General features: G+C 69.2%; 22 protein-coding genes and 2 tRNA genes. 10 read left to right on the top strand and 14 right to left on the bottom strand.

Annotated features, from left to right (window positions below):
* Positions 1 to 3 precede the first annotated feature (3 nt).
* The 7 genes from V2S04_RS09860 to V2S04_RS09830 form a co-directional block, all read right to left on the bottom strand.
* Entirely contained in the window at positions 4 to 1086 is a 1083-nt protein-coding gene (locus V2S04_RS09860) for a D-alanine--D-alanine ligase family protein (protein WP_413638338.1), read from the bottom strand.
* Positions 992 to 2128, bottom strand: coding sequence for an NAD(P)H-dependent glycerol-3-phosphate dehydrogenase (locus V2S04_RS09855; RefSeq protein ID WP_413638337.1), 1137 nt, complete (start codon positions 2126 to 2128; stop codon positions 992 to 994). Before V2S04_RS09855 ends, V2S04_RS09860 begins: the two co-directional genes overlap by 95 nt.
* Complete coding sequence (locus V2S04_RS09850) at positions 2118 to 2867, bottom strand: lysophospholipid acyltransferase family protein (protein ID WP_413638336.1); 750 nt, start codon at positions 2865 to 2867, stop codon at positions 2118 to 2120. The genes V2S04_RS09855 and V2S04_RS09850 overlap by 11 nt, the downstream gene beginning before the upstream one ends.
* Before the next feature lie 4 nt (positions 2868 to 2871).
* Entirely contained in the window at positions 2872 to 4236 is a 1365-nt protein-coding gene (gene murA / locus V2S04_RS09845) for a UDP-N-acetylglucosamine 1-carboxyvinyltransferase (protein WP_099196211.1), read from the bottom strand.
* Positions 4237 to 4340: 104 nt separating this feature from the next.
* Positions 4341 to 4961 carry a 3-isopropylmalate dehydratase small subunit gene (gene leuD / locus V2S04_RS09840; RefSeq protein ID WP_413638335.1) on the bottom strand — a complete coding sequence of 207 codons (621 nt, stop codon included), beginning with the start codon at positions 4959 to 4961 and terminating at the stop codon, positions 4341 to 4343.
* Complete coding sequence (gene leuC, locus V2S04_RS09835; RefSeq protein ID WP_099196213.1) at positions 4961 to 6388, bottom strand: 3-isopropylmalate dehydratase large subunit; 1428 nt, start codon at positions 6386 to 6388, stop codon at positions 4961 to 4963. Before leuC ends, leuD begins: the two co-directional genes overlap by 1 nt.
* Before the next feature lie 177 nt (positions 6389 to 6565).
* Positions 6566 to 7603, bottom strand: coding sequence for a TerC/Alx family metal homeostasis membrane protein (locus tag V2S04_RS09830; RefSeq protein ID WP_413638334.1), 1038 nt, complete (start codon positions 7601 to 7603; stop codon positions 6566 to 6568).
* A gap of 174 nt (positions 7604 to 7777) precedes the next feature.
* Here V2S04_RS09830 and V2S04_RS09825 point away from each other — a divergent pair, with 174 nt between their 5' ends.
* The 7 genes from V2S04_RS09825 to V2S04_RS09795 all read left to right on the top strand — a co-directional run bounded on the left by V2S04_RS09825 (position 7778) and on the right by V2S04_RS09795 (position 13922).
* On the top strand, positions 7778 to 8335 hold the full coding sequence (locus V2S04_RS09825) for an RNA polymerase sigma factor (RefSeq protein WP_413638333.1): 558 nt from the start codon (positions 7778 to 7780) through the stop codon (positions 8333 to 8335).
* Positions 8332 to 9453: a DUF4349 domain-containing protein gene (locus V2S04_RS09820; RefSeq protein WP_413638332.1), complete on the top strand. Its 1122-nt coding sequence runs from the start codon at positions 8332 to 8334 to the stop codon at positions 9451 to 9453. Before V2S04_RS09825 ends, V2S04_RS09820 begins: the two co-directional genes overlap by 4 nt.
* Positions 9454 to 9485: 32 nt before the next feature.
* Positions 9486 to 9836, top strand: coding sequence for a PadR family transcriptional regulator (locus V2S04_RS09815; protein ID WP_413638331.1), 351 nt, complete (start codon positions 9486 to 9488; stop codon positions 9834 to 9836).
* Positions 9833 to 11191 (top strand): hypothetical protein, encoded by a 1359-nt coding sequence (locus V2S04_RS09810; RefSeq protein ID WP_413638330.1) that lies wholly within the window; start codon positions 9833 to 9835, stop codon positions 11189 to 11191. The genes V2S04_RS09815 and V2S04_RS09810 overlap by 4 nt, the downstream gene beginning before the upstream one ends.
* Positions 11192 to 11250: 59 nt before the next feature.
* Positions 11251 to 11790 (top strand): ArsR/SmtB family transcription factor, encoded by a 540-nt coding sequence (locus tag V2S04_RS09805; protein ID WP_413638329.1) that lies wholly within the window; start codon positions 11251 to 11253, stop codon positions 11788 to 11790.
* A gap of 1 nt (position 11791) precedes the next feature.
* Entirely contained in the window at positions 11792 to 13042 is a 1251-nt protein-coding gene (locus V2S04_RS09800; protein WP_413638328.1) for an MFS transporter, read from the top strand.
* Positions 13043 to 13115: 73 nt separating this feature from the next.
* Positions 13116 to 13922 carry an SDR family oxidoreductase gene (locus V2S04_RS09795; protein WP_413638327.1) on the top strand — a complete coding sequence of 269 codons (807 nt, stop codon included), beginning with the start codon at positions 13116 to 13118 and terminating at the stop codon, positions 13920 to 13922.
* A gap of 55 nt (positions 13923 to 13977) precedes the next feature.
* On the opposite strand, the gene V2S04_RS09790 is transcribed toward V2S04_RS09795, so the two are convergent.
* From V2S04_RS09790 to V2S04_RS09780, 3 genes are all read right to left on the bottom strand, one after another.
* Positions 13978 to 14050: transfer RNA gene (locus tag V2S04_RS09790), tRNA-Glu, on the bottom strand.
* A gap of 64 nt (positions 14051 to 14114) precedes the next feature.
* Positions 14115 to 15140, bottom strand: coding sequence for an Atu2307/SP_0267 family LLM class monooxygenase (locus V2S04_RS09785; RefSeq protein ID WP_413638326.1), 1026 nt, complete (start codon positions 15138 to 15140; stop codon positions 14115 to 14117).
* Between the two features lie 101 nt (positions 15141 to 15241).
* Positions 15242 to 15314 (bottom strand) — tRNA-Glu (locus tag V2S04_RS09780).
* A 146-nt stretch (positions 15315 to 15460) separates the two neighbouring features.
* On the opposite strand from V2S04_RS09780, the gene V2S04_RS09775 reads away from it, so the two are divergent.
* A complete protein-coding gene (locus V2S04_RS09775) occupies positions 15461 to 16099 on the top strand; it encodes an MBL fold metallo-hydrolase (RefSeq protein ID WP_413638325.1) in 639 nt (212 codons plus the stop codon).
* Here the strand turns inward: V2S04_RS09775 and pepN are convergent, their stop codons facing one another.
* Positions 16100 to 18601 (bottom strand): aminopeptidase N, encoded by a 2502-nt coding sequence (pepN, locus tag V2S04_RS09770; protein WP_413638324.1) that lies wholly within the window; start codon positions 18599 to 18601, stop codon positions 16100 to 16102.
* Positions 18602 to 18727: 126 nt separating this feature from the next.
* On the opposite strand from pepN, the gene V2S04_RS09765 reads away from it, so the two are divergent.
* A complete protein-coding gene (locus V2S04_RS09765; protein WP_340086817.1) occupies positions 18728 to 19636 on the top strand; it encodes an SDR family oxidoreductase in 909 nt (302 codons plus the stop codon).
* A 26-nt stretch (positions 19637 to 19662) separates the two neighbouring features.
* On the opposite strand, the gene V2S04_RS09760 is transcribed toward V2S04_RS09765, so the two are convergent.
* On the bottom strand, positions 19663 to 20853 hold the full coding sequence (locus tag V2S04_RS09760; protein WP_413638323.1) for a trans-sulfuration enzyme family protein: 1191 nt from the start codon (positions 20851 to 20853) through the stop codon (positions 19663 to 19665).
* Positions 20854 to 20966: 113 nt separating this feature from the next.
* On the opposite strand from V2S04_RS09760, the gene V2S04_RS09755 reads away from it, so the two are divergent.
* Positions 20967 to 21446 (top strand): Lrp/AsnC family transcriptional regulator, encoded by a 480-nt coding sequence (locus V2S04_RS09755; RefSeq protein WP_413638322.1) that lies wholly within the window; start codon positions 20967 to 20969, stop codon positions 21444 to 21446.
* A gap of 3 nt (positions 21447 to 21449) precedes the next feature.
* On the opposite strand, the gene V2S04_RS09750 is transcribed toward V2S04_RS09755, so the two are convergent.
* Together V2S04_RS09750 and msrA are read right to left on the bottom strand one after the other, a co-directional pair.
* Positions 21450 to 22790, bottom strand: a complete 1341-nt coding sequence (locus V2S04_RS09750) for an APC family permease (RefSeq protein ID WP_413638321.1) — start codon at positions 22788 to 22790, stop codon at positions 21450 to 21452.
* Positions 22791 to 22875: 85 nt separating this feature from the next.
* On the bottom strand, positions 22876 to 23433 hold the full coding sequence (gene msrA, locus V2S04_RS09745; RefSeq protein ID WP_413638320.1) for a peptide-methionine (S)-S-oxide reductase MsrA: 558 nt from the start codon (positions 23431 to 23433) through the stop codon (positions 22876 to 22878).
* Positions 23434 to 23543: the final 110 nt, after the last annotated feature.

Raw genomic sequence — 23543 nt, 5'->3', positions numbered from 1 at the left:
GGGTCAGCGGCGCAGACCGCCTTCGATCAGCTCGGTGATCAGCTCGCTGTAGCTCAGGCCCGAGGCGATCCAGCATTTGGGGAACATCGAGATCGGAGTGAATCCGGGCATCGTGTTCAGCTCGTTGACGACGATCTCGCCGTCCGCGGTGAGGAACACGTCGACGCGGGCCAGGCCCTTCCCGTCGACCGCCTCGAAGGCGCGGACGCCGATCTGCTGCACGGCCGCGATCTGGGCATCCGACATCTCGGCCGGGCAGACGACGTCGACCCCGTCGCCGCCCAGGTACTTGCCCTCGAAGTCATAGAAGCCGCGCGAGGTGAGCACGATCTCCCCCGGCAGCGATGCGCGCACGCCGTCGGCGCTCTCGAGGATCGCAACCTCGATCTCCCGGCCGACGATCCCCGTCTCGACGAGCACCTTCTCGTCCTCCGCGAAGGCGATCTCGAGAGCCGCGTCGAGCCCACCGAGGCTCTCGACCTTCGACACGCCCACGCTGGATCCCGCTCGGGCGGGTTTCACGAACAGCGGCAGTCCCAGCTCGGCGATCGCCGCCCGCAGGGATGCCGAGTCCCGCTGCCAGGCGCGCTGTCGCACCGTGACCCACGGGGCGACGGCGATGCCGTCGGACTCGAGTGCCACCTTCATGAAGTGCTTGTCCATGCACATGGCGGAATCGAGCACGCCGCCGCCGGCGTAGGGGATCTCGAGGATGTCGAGGAATCCCTGGATGGTGCCGTCCTCGCCGTGCGTGCCGTGCAGGATCGGCAGCACCACGTCGACGGCGCCCAGATCGACCAGCGAGTCATCGGGCGCGACGACGCGCAGCCGACGGTCGCCGCCGGCCTCCGGCCAGCGGATGCGTGTGCCGTTGTCGAGCACCTCGGGCATGCGGGCGGCGTCGAGGGCGAACTTCGCCGGGTCGTCCTGCTCGAGCACGAAAGCGCCGTCGCGGGTGATCCCGACCGGGATCACGTCGTAGCGATCGCGGTCAATCGCCGCGAGCACCCCGCCCGCCGTTGCGGAGCTGATCGAATGCTCGCTGGAACGCCCGCCGAAGAGCACCACCACCGTCTGCTTGTCCATGTTTGGTCGTCTCCTCCTGGGGAGTGTCGTCGTCGGTGGTGAGGTGCGGTGCGATGTCGCGCGGGTCCATGCGCCCGTCCAGCACCATCTTCACCTGCTCCACGATGGGCATGTGCACTTCGGACTCGTGCGCGAGCTGAAGGATCGGGGCGACCGACGCCAGGCCCTCCGCGGTCTGGTTCATCTGCTTCACGACGTCGTGGAAGTCGTATCCCTGACCGAGCAGCCGGCCGGCGGTGTTGTTGCGGCTGAGCGGTGACTGGCACGTCGCGATGAGGTCGCCGAGACCCGCGAGACCCTGCAGCGTCTCGGGACGCGCGCCGTTCGCCACGGCGAAGTCGGTCATCTCGACCAGGCCGCGGGTGATGATCGACGCCTTGGTGTTCTCGCCGTATCCGACGCCGTCGACGATCCCGATCGCGACGGCGATGAGATTCTTCAGCACGCCGCCGAACTCGGTGCCGATCACGTCGGTGTTCACGAACGAGCGGAAGTAGCGGTTGCGGGCGGTGCGCGCCACGGCATCCGCCGTCTCCTGGCTGCCGGAGGCGATGACGGCCGCGGTCGGCTGCTCACGCGCGATCTCGAGCGCGAGATTGGGTCCGGATGCCACGGCGATCCGATCCGGATCGCAGCGCAGCTCCTGCTCGATGACCTGGCTCATCCGCAGCCCCGATGAGCGCTCGACGCCCTTCATCAGGCTGACGATCGGGATGTCGCGACCGTCGAGCAGCGGGCGGAGCGCCTTGAGGTTCTCACGCAGGGTCTGGCTCGGCACCGACAGGTACACCTGCTCCGCGCCGTCGAGAGCGTGGGCGAGCTCGTGCGTCGCCCGCATGCTGCGCGGCAGGTTGATGCCGGGCAGGTACTTCGAATTGCGCTTCGCCTCGTCGATCTCGTGGGCGAGCTCGGGACGCCGGGCCCACATGGTGACCTGGGCGCCGCCGTCGGAGAGGATCTTGCCGAAGGTGGTGCCCCAGCTGCCCGCGCCGACGACGGCCGCGCGGACACCGGAGGGCTGCAGTGTGCGCTTATGGATCAAGACGGCCCGTCTCCTTCTGCCCGTGGTCGCCCGGGTTCCAGCGCTTCTCGGGCGCCTCCTCGCCGCGCAGCTCTTCGAGCAGCTCGGTGATGGCCGCCATCAGTCGCTCGGTCGCGATGTTCAGCACGCCGGGCTCGCCCGCGCGGCCACGCAGATCGGACAGATCCACCGGGTCGCCGATCAGCACACGGACGGGCTTGCGAAGCGGCCAGAGGCTGAGCCCCTTCTGGTAGCGCCCCATGATCTGCTGCGTGCCCCACTGCGCCATCGGGATGAGCGGGATGTCGCCGGTGAGCGCGAGTCGCACCGCACCGGACTTTCCGCGCATGGGCCACATGCCGGGGTCCCGGGTCAGGGTGCCCTCGGGGTACACGATCACCCCGCGGCCGTTCTCGACCAGCTCTCGCGACTGCCTGAGCGTCTGCTTCGCGGCGGATGCTGACGAGGCCCGCGCGACGGGGATCATCCCCGTCCTGCGCAGGATCCAGCCGAGCACGGGCACCCGGAACAGGCTGTCCTTCGCCATGAACCGCGGCAGTCGTCCGGTGCGGAACACGGCGATCGCGACGATCAGCGGGTCGAACTCCGAGTAGTGGTTCGGCGCCAGCACGAACGACCCCGTGCGCGGCAGTTTCTCGGGGTGGGTGACGGTGATCTTCGCCAGCAGGGACACCAGCGGGATGACGATCACCGCGAGCGGCCAGAAGAGGCTCGGACGGCTGCGTTCAGAGGCGGCCATCAGGTCACCGGACGACGTCGAAGTCCGCGCCCAGCGCGCGGAGCTTGTCGAGGAACTTCTCGTAGCCGCGGCTGAGGATGTCGACACCCGACACCTGCGACTCGCCCTCGGCGGTCAGCGCCGCGATCACGTGGCTGTAGCCGCCGCGCAGGTCGGGCACGACGATGTCGGCCGCGTGCAGCGGAGTGGGTCCCGTGATGACGGCCGCCTGCTCGAGCTCACGACGCGGCACGCGGCGCGGACCGTGCTGCAGCCCGTGCGGGTGCACCTCGATGTCGGCGCCCATCTTCACCAGCGCCTGGGTGAAGCCGAAGCGGTTCTCGTAGACGGTCTCGTGCACGACGGAGCGGCCGCTCGCCTGCGTCAGCGCCACGATGAGGGGCTGCTGCCAGTCGGTCATGAATCCGGGGTGCACGTCGGTCTCGACCACGACGGGCTTGAGCGCGCCGGCACGGCGGAAGAGGATGCCGTCCTCCTGCACATCGAACCAGCCGCCGGCCTTGCGGAACACGTTGAGGAAGGTGAGCATCTCCTGCTGCTTCGCACCGCCGACGAAGATCTCGCCGTCGGTGGCCAGCGCAGCGCACGCCCACGACGCGGCTTCGTTGCGGTCGAAGATGGCGCGATGGTCGTAGCCGCGCAGCTCGTCGACGCCCTCGATGAGGATCACCCGGTTGGGCTCGTACGAGATGATCGCGCCCATCTTCTGCAGAACCGCGATGAGGTCCATGATCTCGGGTTCGATGGCCGCGTTGCGAAGCTCGGTGACCCCTGCGGCGCGCACGGCGGTCAGCAGCACCTGCTCGGTGGCTCCGACGCTCGGGTAGGGCAGGTGGATCTTCGCGCCCTTGAGCCCGGTGGGCGCGGAGAGGCGGATGCCGCTGGGCTGCTTCTCGACCACCGCGCCGAACTTGCGCAGCGCGTCGAGGTGGAAGTCGATGGGACGGTCGCCGATCCGGCATCCGCCGAGGTCGGGGATGAACGCCTGGCCGAGACGATGCAGCAGCGGCCCGCAGAACAGGATCGGGATGCGCGATGCACCGGCATGCGCGTCGATCTCCTCGTAGTGCGCCGACTCGACCAGGCTCGGGTCGAGCACGAGCGAACCGGGCTCATCGCCCTCGGTGACCGTGACGCCGTGCACCTCGAGCAGGGACCGCACGACGGCGACGTCGCTGAGGTCGGGCACATCCCGCAGCGTGCTCGCCGTCTCGCCGAGGAGGGTGGCGACCATCGCCTTGGTGGCGAGGTTCTTGGCACCCTTCACGTCGACGCGCCCGCGCAGCGGCCTGCCGCCGCGGATCGCGAGGACGGATCCGGCGGGAGCCGGAAGCCGGTCGTCTACAGCAACTCGCGGCGATGTCGTCATTCGGGCCTCATCTTCTTCGGGACATCGCGGCGTTCGCCGCGATCTCTGTGTCTCTCACGGCTGGTGCCGCAGGGCTTGTGGCCCCCGGCCCACGGTATCCCGTCCTATCGGATGGGGAGGGTGCGTGGCCGCCACGATTCGCGACGGGCCTCGAACTGCGCGATCTTCTCTTCGTTGCGCAGAGTGAGCCCGATGTCGTCGAGCCCTTCGAGGAGCCGCCATCTAGTGTAATCGTCGATCCCGATGGGGGCCTGGAAGGCGGGTTCGGCGTCGCCGCCGTCGCCGGGCACGGTCACGGTGCGAGCCTCGAGATCGACGACGATCTCACGCCCCGGCCGTTCGTCGATCAGCTGCCAGATGCGCTCGATGTCGGCGTCGTCGACGGTCGCTGCGAGCAGGCCCTGCTTGCCCGAGTTGCCGCGGAAGATGTCGGCGAAACGCGATGAGAGCACGACCTTGAAGCCGAAGTCGCGCAGCGCCCAGACAGCGTGCTCGCGACTGGATCCGGTGCCGAAGTCGGGGCCCGCGACGAGCACCGACGCCCCCTGGAACTCCGGCTGGTTGAGCACGAAATCCGGGTCCTGACGCCAGCCGTGGAACAGGGCGTCCTCGAAGCCGGTCTTGGTGACGCGCTTGAGGAAGACAGCGGGGATGATCTGATCGGTGTCGACGTTCGAGCGCTTCAGCGGTGCCGCGATGCCGGTGTGGGTGGTGAACTTCTCCATCAGTTGCTCGCCTCCAGGTCTGCGGGGCTGGACAGGGTGCCGCGGATGGCGGTCGCCGCGGCGACCAGCGGCGAGACGAGGTGCGTGCGACCGCCCTTGCCCTGACGGCCCTCGAAGTTGCGGTTGGACGTCGAGGCGCACCGCTCGCCCGGAGCGAGCTGGTCGGGGTTCATGCCGAGGCACATCGAGCATCCGGCGAAGCGCCACTCCGCTCCGAACGCCTCGACGATCTTGTCGATGCCCTCAGCCTCGGCCTCGAGCCGCACCCGCGCGGATCCGGGGACGACCATGACGCGCACGCCGTCCGCCTTCTTCTTGCCGTCGATGATCGACGCGAAGGCGCGCAGGTCCTCGATGCGGCTGTTCGTGCAGGATCCCATGAAGACGGCGTCGACGCGCACGTCCTTCAGCGGGGTTCCGGGCGCGAGATCCATGTACTCGAGCGCCCGCTCGGCGGCTGCGCGCTCGTTCGGGTCCGCGAAGGCGGCGGGGTCGGGCACGGCAGCCGACAGCGAGCTGCCCTGACCGGGGTTCGTGCCCCACGTGACGAACGGCTCGAGCTCGTCGGCGTCGATGAACACCTCGGCGTCGAAGACCGCACCCTCGTCGGTGGGAAGCGTGCGCCAGTACGCGACCGCATCGTCCCAGTCCTTGCCCTGCGGGGCGTGCGGCTTGTCCTTGACGTACGCGAAGGTCGTCTCGTCGGGGGCGACCATGCCGGCGCGAGCGCCGGCCTCGATCGACATGTTGCAGATGGTCATGCGGCCCTCCATCGAGAGGGCGCGGATGGCGCTGCCGCGGTACTCGAGCACGTAGCCCTGTCCCCCGCCGGTGCCGATCTTCGCGATGACCGCGAGGATGATGTCCTTCGCCGTGACACCGGGACGCAGGGTGCCCTCGACGTTGATGGCCATGGTCTTGAAGGGCTTCAGCGGGAGCGTCTGGGTCGCCATGACGTGCTCGACCTCGCTGGTGCCGATACCGAACGCCATCGCGCCGAAGGCGCCGTGCGTCGAGGTGTGCGAGTCGCCGCACACCACCGTGATGCCGGGCATCGTGAGGCCGAGCTGCGGGCCGACCACGTGCACGATGCCCTGCTCGGCGTCCCCCAGCGAGTGCAGCCGCACACCGAACTCGGCGGCGTTGCGACGCAGGGTCTCGATCTGCGTGCGGCTGGTCAGATCGGCGATCGGCTTGTCGATCGCCAGCGTGGGCGTGTTGTGGTCCTCGGTCGCGATCGTGAGGTCGAGCCGCCGCAGCGGACGCCCTTCGGCGCGCAGACCGTCGAACGCCTGGGGGCTAGTGACCTCATGCACGAGGTGCAGGTCGATGTAGATGAGGTCGGGCTCGCCGTTCTCGCCCTTGACGACGAGATGGTCGTCCCAGACCTTCTCGGCCAGAGTGCGCGGCGCGGTGCTGCTGGTCATGCGGTGTGTTCCTTAGATGGCTCGAGGAGTCGGCCCATGATGGACTCCGCGACGAGGAAGGCCTTAGATCGAGGTCCCGTCGCGGCTGCTAAGAAGAAGAACCACCCGCCGCATGCCGGTCAGTTTACATGGCGACGACGGGTGGTTCCGCGCTGTGTTTCACACTGCGAAATCGGCTCAGCGCTCGACGACGGCCCGCTTCTCCCGACGCGAGGCGACCAGGCTGGCGATCGTGGCGACGGCCATCGAGGCGAAGATGACGCCGAGCGACACCCAGTTGTTGATGTCCGGCGCCCACTCGATCGGCTGCCCGCCGTTGATGAACGCCAGCTCGTTCTCGTGCATCGCGTGCAGGATCAGCTTCACCCCGATGAAGCCGAGGATGAACGCGACGCCGTAGTGCAGGTATCGCAGCCGGTCGAGCAAGTCGCCGAGCAGGAAGTAGAGCTGGCGAAGTCCCATGAGGGCGAACAGGTTGGCGGTGAACACGATGAACGGGTTGGTGGTCACGCCGAAGATCGCGGGGATCGAGTCGACGGCGAACATCAGGTCGGTCACGCCGAGCGACACGAACACGATGAGCATCGGAGTCCAGATCTTCTTGCCGTTGACGACGGTGCGCACCTTCGGCCCGTCGTACTCGTCGCTGATCGGGATGACCCGGCGGATCTGGCGGACGATGAAGTTCTCGGTCTTCACGTCATCCTCCTCCTTGTCGGGCATCGCCTGACGGATGGCGGTGAAGACGAGGAAGGCGCCGAAGATGTAGAAGATCGGGCTGAGGTGCTCGACCGCCGCACCGACGATGAGGATGAAGATCGCGCGCAGCACGAGAGCGATGATGATGCCGACCATCAGCGCCTCCTGCTGGTAACGACGCGGCACGGAGAACTGCGTCATGATCAGCACGAACACGAAGAGATTGTCGATGGAGAGGCTGTACTCCATCGCCCATCCGGTGAGGAAGTCGAGCGACGACTGCGTGTCGCCGAAGAAGGCCAGTGTGGCTGCGAAGATCAGTGCGAGCGTGACGTAGAAGCCCACCCACAGGGCCGATTCCTTGGTGGAGGGGATGTGCGGCCGCTTGAGGATGAGCAGGAGGTCCGCGATGAGGATCACGGTGAGCACGATGAGGGACGTGACTTCGAACCAGACGGGAATCAAGGACTGACGCCTTTCGAGGGTGCGGTGAGAACCGAAAGTCTCTCCCCGCATGTGTCATGCGCCGCGCGGCCGGAGCAGCTTTGATGGTGCTCGTGATGACGATCCGCGCGATATCGGGATACTCCCTCTCGCTGGATCGATCGTACCCGATCCTGAGACGGTCGACTGTTTCGCGACACCCTTGGATGAGAGACACTCTGAGAAGCCACGACGATCGGAGAAGGGATGCCGGCGAGCACGCAGGACCGCGAGTGGGCCGCCAAGGCCGCGGCCGGTGACCCGGACGCGTTCCGCGCGATCTACCGCGAGTACGTGCGCCCGGTGTACTGGATCGCCCACGGCATCCTCGGCTCGCCCTCCGATGCCGAGGACGTGGTGCAGGAGACCTTCGTGGTCGCCTGGCGGAAGCTGCCCGGACTCGACCTGCTGGGCGAGTCCCTGCTGCCGTGGCTCGCGACCATCTGCCGCTTGCAGGCCGCGAACCGGCTGCGGCGGATGCGGCGCGACCGGGCCAACACGGCGGATGCTCTGGACGAGTCACTGCCCGCGACGGTGAGCGTCGAGGATCAGGTGATCACCTCGGCGCTGGCGGATCGCATCGCGGCGGAGGTGGATCGGCTCGACGACATCGATCGGAGGATCTTCCGGCTGTGCGCGGTGGAGGGGTACGCCTACGAGGCCGCCGCCGCCCGGCTGGGTGTCAGCCACGCGGCGGTTCGAAATCGTCTCTCCCGGGTGCGCTCGCGGCTTCGCGACGCAGTGAAGGAAGTGAGGGACGCATGAACGAGACGAACGCACTGCCGCCGCTGAGCGACGAGAGCATCGCCGGCATGGAACGGGCGGTCTTCGACCGCATCGCGCAGGAACCGCGTGCACCGGGCGGAATGCGGTCCGCGCGAGATCGGCGCAGGCGCGGGTGGGTCACCGCGCTCGGCGTCGCCGCAGCATTCGCAGCGGGCGCTCTGATCGCGCCCCCGCTGCTCGACGGCATCGGTACGGGACTGAGCGCCTCGAGCGGCGACTCGTCGACGGTGTCACCGGAGGGCGGCGCCGTCGGCGAGGTTCCACCGACCGCCGTCGAGGATTCCTCCGACGGATCCGGCGACGGCGGCACCGACTCCGCGGGCGGCGGCGTCGCACCTCGCGACGACCCCGGGAGCAAGGGCGCCGATCTGCCGTTCGCCCATCTCGATGAGACACGCGAGATCATCGTCACGGCGGAGATGACGCTCCGCGTGCGCGATGCCGAGAAGACGGCTGATGACATCGCGGCGCTGGCCGTGGAGCACGGCGGCTTCGTGGAGTCCGCCTCGCTCGGCCTGGATCCGGATGCCGGCGACACCGCCCCCGAGCAGCCTCGCGAACCGGGTACGGGGTGGATCAGCATCCGAGTTCCCGCCGCCGATCTCGACGAGGTGATGGCGGCGGTCGGAGACGATGCGGAGGTCGTGCGCTCGTCGATCTCGCGCGATGACGTGACCGCTGCGGCCGTCGATCTGCGGGCCCGGATCGATGCGGCGCGCGCGTCGGTGCAGCGTCTGACCGAGCTCACGGGCAAGTCGGGTTCGGTGGGAGATCTGATCGAGGCGGAGTCTGCGCTGAGTGAGCGTCAGGCCCTGCTCGAGAGCTACGAGCAGCAGCTGAAGCGGCTCGACGAGCAGGTGGCGCTGTCGACTTTGACGATCCAGCTGACCGAGCAGACGACGGCGAGCGGGGCCGACCCGGCGGGCTTCGGCGACGGTCTGCTCGCCGGATGGAACGGCCTGATCGGCGCACTGAACGGACTCGTGGTGGTCATCGGCTTCGTGCTCCCCTGGCTCGGCATCGTCGCTGTCGTGCTGCTGGTGATCTGGCTGATCCGCCGTCGCGGTCGTCGGGGGCCGTCCACCGACGAGACCTAGGAATACTCTCTCCTCCGATATATATTGGCGCCATGAGCATCGCCATCACCGAGCCGTCGTTCTGGATCCTCAGCGCCCTCGCGGGCGGGCGACGCCACGGCTACGGCATCATGCGGGAGGTGTCGGAGCTCAGCGGGGGCCGGACGACGCTGAAGGTGCCCACCCTCTACGCGGCGCTGGATCGCCTGGAGGCGGCGGGGCTGATCGAGCAGGACGGCGAAGAGGTCGTCGACGGAAGGGCACGTCGCTATTACGCCCTCACCGACGCGGGTTCGTCCGCGCTGCGCGCGGAGGCCGAGGCCCTGCAGGCCAGGGCGCGTGTCGCGACGGCTCGGCTGGCGAGTCGAGTGCGGCCGGTCCGTGCGTCTGGGGCCATCGCATGAGCGCCCTCGAAGCCCGGTACCGCCGTCTGCTGCAGTGGTACCCGCGCCCGTGGCGCGAGCAGAACGGCGAGGTGCTGATCGGCACGGCGCTCGATGCGGCAGAGGCCGAGGGCCGCACCCGGCCCGCCGCGGTGGAGATCCTGCAGATGGCGCTGCACGGCATCGCCGAGCGCGCCACCGTGCGTGTCGCCCTGGTCACCGCCATCGTTGCCCTGCTGTGCGCGTCCGCGACACAGGTCGTGCTGATCACGTCGATCGGGATCGTGGCGCAGTGGGGCGTCGGATGGCTGCCGCTCGCGCTCGGCGCGCTGTCGGGGATTCTGCAGACCCTGTCGCTGCTCGCGCTGCTGACGTGCACGGGCCGGATGCGCCCCGGCCGACTGGTTCCGATCATGCTCACGGCATCCGCCGCCTGGGCTCTCGCGTTCCTGACGGCCTGGTCGTGGTCGGTCGGCATCGACCGGGCGGATGCCGGGCTCGCCGACACCGCGTTCTCGGGCGCGTTCACTGCTCTGCTCGGCGCCGGCTGGGCTCTCGGCGGGGCGGTCATCACATCACTCGTGCTCGAGCTCACCCACCCGCTCCCCCGCGCGGCGGGATATGCGGCGGCCGGCGCGGCCACGCTCGTCTTCCCGCCTGTGATCGGGATGACCGCGGTCGTCCCGTTGGTCGCAGCGCTCACGAGCCTGGCGCTCGTCGTCGCCTGCGTCAGGATGAGCGTCGTGCCCACCGGGGCGCAGCGGTCTCACGCGGTCGACGCGTCCGCTCGCGTGCCCGCCGCATCGCCCACTCCGGCGATGGCCACGTCGCTCAGCCGCGGCGTGGGCCTCGTCGCGCTGGCATGCGCGGTCCTCGGTGCGGCGTCCGCAGCATTCGCCGTCGCAGGCAGCGCGCTCACCCCGACGATCGACTCGACCCGTGCGATGCAGCTCGGGCTGGCTGCGGGCGCCCTCACCGGCATCCCGCTGCTGTGGATCGCCGGAGTGCGGCTGGCCGCCCGGTTCCCGGCGCATCGCGTGCCCGTCGGGGGCGCCATCGCGCTGCTGACAGCGGGTGTCCTCATGCACGCCGTCGACACCCTCAGCGGTGCCGCCTCGGGCGGCGAGCCGCCCTGGGCGGCGCTCGCACCGGTCGCCACGGGAGTGGGGCTCCTGGTGTGGGTGGTGTCGAGAGTCGCCGCCCTGCCACGACTGCTGCTCGCCGGGGCGGTCGCCGTCGCCGCCCTCGTCCCCCTGTGGCCGGCGCTCGTGGCGTCGGGCTTCCTGTCTCCTGCGATCGCCGGTGTGGTCGCCGTGCGCGTTCTGAGTGCGTCCAGAGTCCAGCCCGACCGCGTGCCGAGCGGCCCGGCGCCTTGATTTCCCGGGGTGTACAAGAAGTCTTGTGAGCTCTGCGCACCGGCCGTAGCGTTGCCGGCGTGGAAGAGATCTCCGTCATCACCGCCGTGCACCACCCGCTGCGCCGGCGCATCGTCGACCATCTGCAGCTGCACGAGAATGCGCAGGTAGGCGCTCTGGCGCGCGCGCTGGACGCCCAGGTGGGCAGCATCAGCCATCATCTGCGCATGCTGCAGCGGGCAGGCGTCGTCGAGCAGGTCGACGACCCCACCGGCGACAGACGCACCAGCTGGTGGCGGCTCGCCAGAAGGTCGCTCAGCTGGTCGAGCAGGGACTACATCGACTCCCCCGCCGACGCATACCTGGCGCGGGAGGCGCAGCGTCTGAACCTGCGCCATCAGCTCGAGCGTCTGCAGGCGTGGAATCGGGTGAGCGAGCGCTGCGACGTCGAGGCGTTCAGCACGGATGCCCTCGCCTGGGCGACCCCGCAGGAGCTCGTGGACCTGCAGCACCGGATCACTGCTGCCGTCGACGAATGGCGGGCGAGCATCGATCGCATGGACGGTCGGCAGCGGATTCCGGTCTTCTTCTTCGCGCATGGTTTTCCCATGGAGGTGTGACGTGGCGACCGCTGGCACGGTGCTGCTGCGCACTCCGCCGCCGTTCCGGCGCGACGTCATGGTGCAGGCCTGGCTGGTGGTCAAGGCGCTGTCCGACGCGGGCGATGCGGTGTGGACCATCGCCGTCGCCTGGACGGCCGTGCAGATCTCCTCACCGGCGGCGGCCGGCCTGATCGTCGCCGCCGGGACGATCCCGCGCGCCGTGATCCTGCTGATCGGCGGAGCGATCGCCGATCGCGTCGACCCGAGCCGGATGATGCTGCTGTTCAACGGCATCCGCGTCATCGTGCTCGCCGCCACGGCGTTGTGGATACTGAGCACAGAGCCGACCGTCGTCGTGCTGCTGATCGCGACGATCGCCTTCGGCATCTGCGACGCCTTCTACGAGCCGGCGGCGGGCACGATCCCCCGGCAGCTGGTGCGACCGGCCGACCTTCCGACGTACTCAGCTCTGAGCCAGACCACGAGTCGTCTCGGCACGATGGCAGGGGCGGCCACCGGCGGTTTCCTCGTCGCCGGGACCGGGATGCCGGGCAGCGCGACCGCCGATGCGGTCACCTTCACCGTCGTCATCGCGTTCATCGCGATCTGGCTGCGTCCGCGGTTCGCGCTGCCTCGCAGGGGCGGTCGCGTATCCGTGCGGCACGACGTCGCATCCGGCTTCCGGCATCTCGCGGACGATTCGGCGACCAGAACGCTCGTGCTCGCGCTGTCGGGACTGAATCTCGCGGTGGGCCCGGCTCTCGCCGTCGGCCTCGCGCTGCAGGCAACGCGACAGGGATGGGGCGCTGCGGCCGTGGGCGCGTTCGAGGCGCTCGTCGGCGGCGGCGCCATGATCGGAGCGCTGCTCGTCGTGCGCCGGCGACCTCGGCACGAGGCGACGGGCGGATTCACGGCGCTGGTGATCCAGGGCGCCGGCATCGCGCTCCTCGGCATCGGATCGCCGTGGACGGTCGGCGCCGCGTCCCTGCTGATCGGTCTCACCGCCGGATACGCATCGGTGCTGCTCGGAGCGACATTCGCCGCCACGGTCGCTCCGGCCTACCTCGGCCGCATGTCGTCGATCACGCGACTCGGCGACGACTGCCTGATGCCTCTGGCGATGGCTGCGTTCGGCGCTCTCGCCGCCGTGCTGCCGCTGTGGATGCCCTTCGCCCTGTACGGCGGCGCGCTCGTGCTGCTGATGATCTTCCCGCTGCGTGATCCACGACTGCGCGGCATCGCGCTGCGCTCGCCGGTCACGCCGCAGTGACGGCTGCATAGGGCATCCGGAGGCAACGGGTAAACCCCTCGCTGTCGATCAGTCCGTTCGGTAGCGTGCGTGCATGACAGCTCAGACCTTCACCCCGCGTCATGCCATCGTCACCGCATCCGACTCGGGCATCGGCGCAGCGACGGCACTGGCGCTCGCCGACGCCGGCATGGATGTCGGCATCACCTGGCACAGCGATGAGGAGGGCGCCGAGCGCACTGCGGCAGGCGTACGCGAGCGCGGGCGCAAGGCGGTGGTCTCACGATTCGACGCCACCGAGCTCGACGACGTGGCCGACGTCATCGACGCCCTCGCCGACCGGCTCGGCGGTGTGGACGTGTTCGTGAACAACGCCGGCGCGAGCGTGCCGCGACCGTTCCTCGAGGTGCCACTGGCGCAATGGCGTGACACCGTCGCGCTCAATCTCGACGGGGCGTTCGCCGGCATGCAGGCGGCGGCGAAGCTCATGGTCGCGGCGGGCGCCGGAGGCCGCATCATCGCGGTGACCAGCGTGCACGCCCATCAGCCTCGCGTGGGGCTTGCGCCTTACATCGCCGCCAAGCACGGGCTGTCGGGTTTGATCAAGACGATGGCGCAGGAGCTCGGCATGCACGGGATCACGGCGAACGCCGTGGCGCCCGGCGAGATCGCCACGGCCGCGAGTGGACGCACCTCGGAGGATGCCGATCGCACGCACCGTCCCGGCGTGCCGCTGGGACGACCCGGGAAGGCCGAGGAGGTCGCGGCTGTCATCGCCTTCCTCGCCTCGGCAGAGGCGAGCTACGTCACCGGCGCTGACTGGAGCGTCGACGGAGGGATGCTGCAGATGGGACCGCAGGCGGGTTCGCACCTCACCGACGACGAATGGCGGAAGGGCTGAAGCGCGCCAGATGCGAGAAGGCCCTCCGGAAGCCGGAGGGCCTTCTTCATGTCAGTGACCCCAGCGGGATTCGAACCCGCGTTACCGCCGTGAGAGGGCGGCGTACTAGGCCGCTATACGATGGGGCCGTCACTGCAACCGTTCAAGTATGCCATGACCGATCGCAGCGATCCAAATCGGTGCGGCACGCGCTCAGGCGAGCATGTCCTTCACCATCGGCACGACCTTCTCGCCGTACAGACCGATCGAATCCAGCATCGTGGCATGCGTGATGCCGCTCTGGTCGTACTTCAGATCGAAGCGGCTCACGTCGAGTGTGCGCAGCGTGCCGACGATCTTGCGCGCCACCGTCTCCGGGGATCCGATGTACAGCGCACCGCTCTCGATCTCCCGCTCGAAGTCGCCGACAGCGGGCGGAGGCCAGCCGCGCTCGTGGCCGAGTCGAGTGCGCATCGCGAGCCAGCCGTCGTGGGTGAGGGCTCGCGCCTGCTCGTCGGTCTCGGCGACGAGTCCTGGCGAGTGCACGGCGACGGGCTGATGGGGCACCCCGAACTGGTCCTGCGCCCGTGCGAACAGGTCGATGTACGGCGCGAAGCGCGCTGCCGGACCGCCGATGATGGCGAGGAAGAGGCCGAAGTTGTACCGCGCGGTGCGCACGACCGAGTCAGGGCTGCCACCGACCCCGACCCAGGTGCGCAGACCGTTCGCCGTCGTGGGGAAGACCCGCTGGTTCTCGAGCGACGGCCGCGTGGCGCCGTGCCAGGTGACCGGCTCCTCCTTCAGCAGCAGCGAGAGCAGGTCGAGCCGCTCCTCGAACAGCTCCTCGTACTGACGCAGGTCGAAGCCGAACAGCGGGAAGGACTCGATGAACGACCCGCGGCCCGCGACGATCTCGGCCCGGCCGTTCGAGACCGCGTCGAGCGTGGAGAAGCGCTCGAACACGCGCACGGGGTCGTCGGAGCTGAGCACGGTCACCGCCGACCCGAGCCGGATGCGCTCGGTCCGCGCCGCGACGGCCGACAGTACGATCTCGGGGCTGGAGACCGCGAAATCGGGACGGTGATGCTCACCCAGCCCGAAAAAGTCCAGTCCGACCCGGTCCGCCAGCACGGCCTCGTCGACGATGTCGCGGATCACCTGCGGATGCGGGACGGGTTCCCCGTGGGCATCGGTCGTGACGCCGCCGAAGGTGTCGAGCCCGAATTCGATGTCAGTCATGTCGAGAAGAACCCGGGACGTCTGGGTTTCATTCCGATGAATAGAACCGGCGACGCGAAGCAGAAGGCCCTCCGATTTCTCGGAGGGCCTTCTGGTCGCTGTGACCCCAGCGGGATTCGAACCCGCGTTACCGCCGTGAGAGGGCGGCGTACTAGGCCGCTATACGATGGGGCCGTTCCGACCCGAGGGCCGTCCTGGCAACCGTGCAAGTCTGTCACGGGGCGACCCGCCGCTCCAAATCGATGCGACCCGGGCAGGCATCACGGGCGTGTCGCGTCACATCGTTTGCCCTCGAGCAGGCTTCGGAGTTGACTGCCGTCATGCGAATCACGAAGTACGAGCACGCGGCGCTGCGAATCGACGAGGCCGGCAGGACCCTCATCATCGACCCCGGTTCGTTCACCACTCCACTCGACGACCTCGCCGCGGTGGTCGCCGTCGTGATCACCCATGAGCATCCGGATCACTGGAACGCCTCGCACCTCGATCGGATCCTCCGGGCGGCCCCTGGCGTGCCGGTCTTCAGCACCGCGGGTGTGGCGGCCTCGGCAGCGGACCACGAGATCACGGTCGTCGCGCCGGGCGACGAGGTGACGGTCGACGGCTTCACCCTGCGCTTCTTCGGCGGTCAGCACGCGGTGATCCACGAGAGCATGCCGCAGATCGAGAATCTCGGTGTTCTCGTCAACGACGAGCTGTACTACCCCGGCGACTCCTATGCGGTGCCGGAGGGCGTCGAGGTGAACACGCTCGCCGCTCCCATCGGCGCGCCGTGGCTGAAGATCGGCGAGGCGATGGACTTCGTCCTCGCTGTGGCGCCTCGCCGCTGCTTCGGCACGCACGACATGACCCTGTCGGGCGTCGGTCTCACCATGCATCGCCAGCGGCTGCAGTGGGCCACCGAGCAGGGCGGCGGGACGTTCTTCGAACTGGATCCGGCTCAGAGCCTCGACGTCTGATCAGAGTCCGGACTGCGCCGCCCGCACCCGCAGGTCTCGGGCGAGATCATCGCGCGACTCGATGACCAGCCGGCGCAGGGCTCCGGGCGCATCGCCGTTCTGCTCGAGCCAGGCATCCACCGCCTCGGTGCTCTCGGCTGCCGGGAACAGACCCAGCACCAGTCGCTGCGCCAGTTCGATGCTGCGCTGCGCCCACACGTCCCTGATCCGCGCGAAGTACTCCGCGTCGTATCCGTCGATCAGGTCGCGACGGTCTCCGGCACGGAAACCCGCGATTGTCGCGTCGAGGTGGTCGTTGCTCAGTTCGAGGTCGTTCCACGCCGACTCCCATGCCGCGGCGCGGGTCGACGCGTCGGGTCGTGATGCCAGGGCGCGGATCTCGGCGGTGCGACCGGCGGCCGTGTCATCGGCGGCGCGTTCGGCGGCGATGGTCTCGGCGTCTGCGTGGCCGGTGGCGGCCAGGGCGGTCAGCAGGAGCCAGCGCAGATCTGCGTCCATCGGCAGCCCCTGCGGCGCATGGCCGTCGAGGATGGCGCGCACGTCGGCGGCGCGCACGTCGTCGAACGACGAGGCTGCGGCGAAGGCACGCGCCCAGGAGAGCTGCGCGTCGCTGCCCGGGTCAGCCTCCTGCAGGGCCGCCCAGGTCGAGTCGACCCATGCCCGGCGCTGCTCGGCACGCTCGTCGCCGTCGATGTAGTGGCCGATCGCGAAGGCCGCGTTGAGCAGCGTCGCACTGAGCAGTCCGATGTTCGGCTCGGCGGGGGCGTGTGCGCGGACGATCTCGAGGTAGCGCACGGCGGCGAGCTCGCCATCGCGCGTCGCATTCCACAGCGACGACCAGACGAGGCCCCGGGCGAGCTCGTCCGTCAGCGTCGACAGCGAGGTGGCGACGGTGCTGAGCGAGCGCTCGTCGAGACGCACCTTGGCATAGGTGAGGTCGTCGTCGTTGAGCAGGATGAGATCGGCATCCGGGATCTCGACCTCGGTGCGCTCCTGCTCGATGGTGAGCTCGATGCGCTCGCGCAGCGCGAGTGCACCGTCGACCAGGTCGTACAGCCCGACGCGCAGCCGGTGCGGGCGGGGCGCGGCCTCGCCGCTGTCCTGCACGATCACGCGCCTGCCCTCGGCATCCGTCTCGAGCCAGAGAGCCGAGACCCCGCTCGTCTCGAGCCACGAGCGCGACCAGTCGCGCAGAGGCTGACCGGAGGCGGCCTCGAGCTGGTCGAGCAGGCCTCCGAGAGTGGTGTTGCCGAACGCGTGGGCGGCGAAGTAGCGTCGGGCGCCCTCGAAGAAGGCGTCCTCCCCGACGAACGCGACCAGCTGCTTGAGCACCGAGGCGCCCTTCGCGTAGGTGATGCCGTCGAAGTTCAGCTTCGCCGCCTCGAGGTCGGGGATGTCGGCGACGATCGGATGCGTGGTCGGCAGCTGATCCTGACGGTAGGCCCACGTCTTGCGGCTGTTCGCGAAGCGCGCCCAGGCGTCGGTGAAGCGGGTGGCGGCGGCGGAGGCGTGCGTGCCCATGTAGTCGGCGAACGACTCCTTGAGCCACAGATCATCCCACCACCGCATGGTGACGAGATCGCCGAACCACATGTGAGCCATCTCGTGCAGGATCGTGTTCGCCCGCCCGCCGCGCTGGGCGTCGGTCGCGGCACCGCGGTTGATGTACGACTCGGTGAAGGTGACCAGCCCGGGGTTCTCCATCGCACCGAGGTTGTACTCGGGCACGAAGATCTGGTCGTACTTGCCCCACGGATACGGGTATGCGAAGGCGTCGGTGAAGAAGTCGAGTCCCTGCCGGGTGACCTCGAGGATCTCATCGGCCTCGAGGTGCTCGGCCAGCGAGGCGCGGCACAGCACACCGAGATCGATCCGCTGCTCGTCGCGCGACCATTCCCCGTCGATGCGCGCGTAGGGTCCGGCGGCGACCGAGGTGATGAAGCTCGAGATGGGCAGAGTGGGGGCGAACTCGACGGTCTGCACGCCGATGCCCGGCGTGACATGGGCCGGCGACTGGTTCGACAGCAGGTGCCAGCCGGCGGGTGCTGTCACCTCGAACGTGTAGGCGGCCTTCAGATCGGGCTGCTCGAAGCACGCCATGACGCGGCGCGAGTCCGCCGGCTCGTACTGTGTGTACAGGTAGGTCTCGCCGTCGACGGGATCGTGGAAGCGATGCATCCCCTCCCCCGAACGGCTGTACGCCGCCACGCCCTCGACCCGCACCACGTGCGAGCCGCCGAGGCGGTCGAGCAGGATGCGCGCGCCGTCCCACCGGACGTCGCGCTCCTCACCGTCGACCGTCACCCGGTCGACGGACTCGCCGATGAAATCCAGCCAGGTCTCGGGCGCGGTCGAGTCGAACCTCAGGGTCGTCGCGCTGGGGAATCCAGTACGTGCGCGCTCGGGGGCGCCGGCGAGATCGAGTTCGACGCGCACGTCGTGCAGCGTGATCGACGCGGCACGGCTTGCGGTCTCATCCTTGGAGAGGTTGGCGGAGCTCATCACACCATCGTGTCATGTCGCGACGGCGCGCGCAGTGCCCGCAAGCCCGCGCGCAACCCCCTTTCCGTGCGCGCCGCGGGTGAGCAGGGTGGCTCGGACACCCCAATGAGACAAGGAGCGATGACGATGACAGATGCGAGCACGACAGACCAGCTGACCTTCCAGAACCCGGTGGATCGCTTCCCCTCCATCACCCCGCCCAAGCAGCACCAGCCCGAGCCGGGCCTCGATGCGGAGCTGGATCCGAAGGCCGACCGCGGCGAGCGGTCATACCGCGGCACCGGGCGGCTGGAGGGGCGCAAGGCGCTCATCACCGGCTCGGACTCCGGGATCGGCTCGGCGGTGGCGATCGCCTTCGCCCGGGAGGGCGCCGACGTCGCCCTGTCGTACCTGCCCGAAGAGGAGGAGGACGCCAGGCACGTCAAGGCGGTGATCGAGGACTGCGGACGCCGTGCCTTCCTCTTCCCCGGCGACCTGACCGATGCGGGCTTCTGCGAGGAGCTCGTCGAACAGGCGGTGCAGGCGCTCGGTGGGTTGGACGCGCTGGTGAACAACGCCGGCAAGCAGATCTCCGTCGAGGACATCGCCGACCTCGACGACGAGCAGGTGACCGAGACGTTCACGACGAACATCATCGCCATGTTCCGCATCTCCCGGGCGGCTCTGCCGCACATGCCTGCAGGGTCGACGATCGTCAACACCACGTCCATCCAGGCGTACGAGCCGTCTCCGCACCTGCTGGACTACGCCTCGACCAAGGCCGCGATCAACAACTTCACGAAGGGCCTCGCGCAGCAGGTCGCCGGCAAGGGCATCCGCGTCAACGCGGTGGCGCCCGGCCCGATCTGGACTCCCCTGCAGGTCTCGGACGGTCAGCCGAAGGACGCTCTGCCGGAGTTCGGCAAGAGCACGCCGCTGGGCCGCGCAGGTCAGCCCACCGAGCTCGCTCCGGCGTACGTGTTCCTCACCTCACCGGAATCCAGTTACGTGCTGGGAGAGACGCTGAACGTCAACGGCGGCAGCCCCACGCCCTGATGGCGGCACCGGCACGCCCGCGCGGCTCACGCGTGGGCGTGCACCGGTACGTCGACGAGCGCCTGCTCGAGATCCGCCAGCAGGTCCTCGACGTTCTCGAGTCCGACGGACAGCCGGACGATGTCGGCTCCGGGACGAGCCTCCGGCGCGACCGGACGATGGGTCAGCGCAGCCGGATGCTGGATGAGCGAGTCGACGCCGCCGAGCGAGACGGCATGGGTGAACAGCCGCACCGCACCCGTGAGGGCCTCTGCGGCGGAGTACCCGCCCGCCAGACGGATCGCGATCATCGCTCCTCCGCCGCGCATCTGCCGCCCGATCAGTCCGCGCTCGTCGCCGAACTCGGGATACAGCACCTCGGTGACAGCGGGATTCTGCTGCAGGGCGTGCGCGAGCGTGCGAGCGGACGCCTGCTGGGCGCGGATGCGCATGGGTAGGGTGGCCAGGCCGCGGTGCAGCAGGTACGCACCGAGCGGATGCAGCAGGGCGCCGGTGATGGCGCGCACGCGCCGCAGCGCCTCGGCGGTCTGCTCGCTGCACGAGATCACGCCGGCGATCACATCCCCGTGCCCGCCGATGTACTTCGTCGCGCTGTGCAGCGACATCGCCGCCCCGAGATCCAGCGGGTTCTGCAGCAGCGGCGTGGCGAAGGTGTTGTCGACGAGGACCGCGATGCCGTCGGACTGCGCCACGACGGCGGCGATGTCGACCAGGTCGAGCGTGGGGTTGGCCGGTGTCTCGAGCACGATCATGCCGGTGTCGGGACGGATGCTCCCGGCCACCTCGCGCTCGTGGCAGAAGGTGACCTCGACGCCGAGCAGGCCCGAGTCGAGCAGGTGGTCCGTGCCGCCGTAGAGCGGGCGCACCGCGATGACGTGCCGCTTGCCGACCGCGGTGGTGTGGGCGAGGAACGCGGCCGTCATGGCCGCCATCCCCGAGCCGAAGGCGACCGACGCCTCGGAATGCTCGAGCTCGGAGAGGGCCTCCTCGAAGCGGGCGACGGTGGGGTTCCAGAGCCGGGCGTACACGTTGCCGCCGTCCGGCAGCGGATGCCCGCCGGTGGCCATCGACTCGTACGAGTCTCCGCCGTGCAGGATGTCGGGCAGCGGGTTGGTCGATGACAGGTCGATGGGAGCGGCATGCACGCCCAGGGCGCCGAAGTCGGCGCGCCCGGCGTGGACGGCTACGGTGTCGGGGTGCAACGGCATGTCGGACATGCTTCGATCCTGCTCCCCCGGCTCATCGCAGTCCAGTCGTGTTGTCGCGCGAGGCCGCAGGCGGCGCGTAAGTTGTTGCCTGAGCAAATCAGCATCGATCCCAGGAGCGGAAGTTGGCAGCAGCACAGCAGGGCGTCGTCGACGAACTCGACCTGCGCATCCTCGGAGCGCTGATCGACGACCCGCAGGCGCCCATCAAGGACGTGGCTCTCGGGCTGGGCATCCCGGCGTCGACATGCGCCTTCCGGCTTCGCACCCTGCGCAGCCGCGGCGTGATCACCGGCCCACGTCTCGAGATCGATCCGGCCGCCGTGGGTGCGCCCGTGCAGGCGATGATCCGCGTGCGCCTCGGGAATCACAGCCGAGACGGCGTCGAGGCGCTGTTCGATGCACTCGCGGCCACATCGGGCGTGCTGCAGGTGTTCCACATCGCCGGCGCCGACGACTTCCTCGTGCATGTGGCGGTCGCCGATGCGGCCGCTCTGCGCGACATCGTGCTCGAGCGCATCACCGTGCACGAGATCGTGCGCGCCACCGAGACCCAGCTGGTCTTCGAGCTTCGCGAAGGCGCCGGCGTCCTGCCCCGGCGCTGAGGCTCACACCTGTGCGGACTCGTCGACCACGCGGTCGTCGACCGGCTGCCCGGCGAAGCGGCGGGTCGTGAGCCACAGGATTACGCCTACAGCCAGCAGGATCGCCGCGAACAGCCACACGATCGGGCGCTGCTGGGTGAGCAGAACCACGCACGAGATGACGCCGAGCACGGGCACGAACGTCCAGACCCGGAAGTGCTCGTGCTCGACCCGCTGACGCCGCAGCACCAGCACCGAGACGTTCGCGCTGATGAAGACCAGCAGCAGCAGGAGCACCACGGTCTCGGCCAGGGTCGCCAGGTCGCCGATGAGGGTCAGCAGCATCGCGACCACCGTCGTCGAGGCGATCGCCACCCACGGCGTGCGGCGGCGAGGCAGCACCCGACCCAGCGGTGCGGGCAGCAGGCCCTGCTCCGCCATGCCGAAGGCGAGACGACTCGCCATGATCATGGTGAGCAGGGCGCCGTTGGCCACCGCGATCAGGGCGATGAGGCTGAACAGCCACGACGGCACGCTCACCCCGGTGGCCTCGACGACGGCGAGCAGCGGACCGGTCGACTCCTGCAGGTCGGAGCTCGGCAGGGCGGCTGCGCTGGCGATCCCGACGAGCACGTACACGATGCCCGCTGTCACCAGCGCGCCGAACAGAGCACGCGGGTACACACGGCTCGGCTGCCTGACCTCCTCGATCACGTTCGCCGAGGTCTCGAAACCCACGAACGAGTAATAGGCGACGATCGCACCGCCCAGCACCGCACCCGCGGCACCGACGCCCTCGGGCAGCTCGGTCGCGCGGCCGAGGTCTCCCCCGCCCCCACCCACGAACATGGCCACCACGACGATGACGATCACCAGTCCGGTGAGCTCGATCGCCGTCATGACGAGATTCGTGCCCATCGACTCGCGGATGCCGCGGGCGTTCAGCAGTCCGATCAGCACGAGGAACACCATCGCAGCGGGGATCACCGGCACATCGATGAACGTCGCAAGGTAGTCGCCGGAGAACGCGATCGCCAGCCCCGCGGCGCTCACGACGCCGGCGGCGAGCATGCTGAAGCCGACGAGGAACGACAGCAGCGGACTGCGGAACGCGCGTTCGGCGAACACCGCCGCTCCCCCGGCTCGCGGATACTTCGTCACCAGCTCCGCATAGGAGCCGGCCGTCAGCAGAGCAAGCAGGAGGGCGACCACGAGAGGCGCCCATAGCATGCCCCCTGCGCTCTCGGACAGCACGCCCATCAGCGCGTAGATCCCCGCGCCGAGCACGTCTCCGAGGATGAACGCGAAGAGCATGGGGCCGCTGATCGCTCGGCGCAGGCGCGGAGTGTTCTCGGTGGTGTCCATCCCCCGACGCTACGGAGGGTGCGCCGCCGGCGCACCCCCTTGACACCTGCTCGGCCGCACCGATAGCCGCACGGGCGGCCGGGGCTCAGGCCGTCGCGTCGGCCTCGCGCCGAGGCAGCACCCAGCCGGCGCGCGGGAAGTGGCAGGTGTAGCCGTTCGGGTAGCGCACGAGATAGTCCTGGTGCTCGGGCTCCGCCTCCCAGAACGGCCCGGCGGCCTCGATCGTCGTGACGGCCGGGGCCGGCCACAGTCCCGAGGCGTCGACGTCGGCGATGGTCTCGCGCGCGATCCGCTCCTGCTCGCCGTCGAGGGGGAAGATCGCCGAGCGATAGCTGGTGCCGATGTCGTTGCCCTGACGGTTGAGCGTCGACGGGTCGTGGATCTGGAAGAAGAAGGCCAGGATGTCGCGATACGTGGTCTGCGACGGGTCGTAGACGATCTCGAGCGCCTCTGCGTGACCGGGGTGGTTGCGATAGGTGGCGTGATCGTTCTCGCCGCCGGTGTAGCCGACTCTCGTGGCCAGGACGCCCGGCTGACGACGCACCAGGTCCTCCATGCCCCAGAAGCAGCCGCCCGCCAGCACCGCCGTCTCAGCGCCGTCGCGGCGGGTGATCTCTCCGGTGTCGCTGGTTCCGCTGGTCATGCTCGTCTCCTCTTGACTCGAATCCGGATGCCCGGTCTTCCATTCTGCATCCGTCGGGCCTGCGAAGGGCCGGTCTCGGCACCGGCTTCCCGGGAATGCAGGGCTCGGCG

The sequence above is a fragment of the Microbacterium sp. OR21 genome, from assembly GCF_047306785.1.
Lineage (GTDB): Bacteria > Actinomycetota > Actinomycetes > Actinomycetales > Microbacteriaceae > Microbacterium > Microbacterium esteraromaticum_E.
The sequence above is the reverse complement of the archived record's forward strand: the minus strand, read 5'-3'. Positions and strand labels throughout refer to the sequence as shown.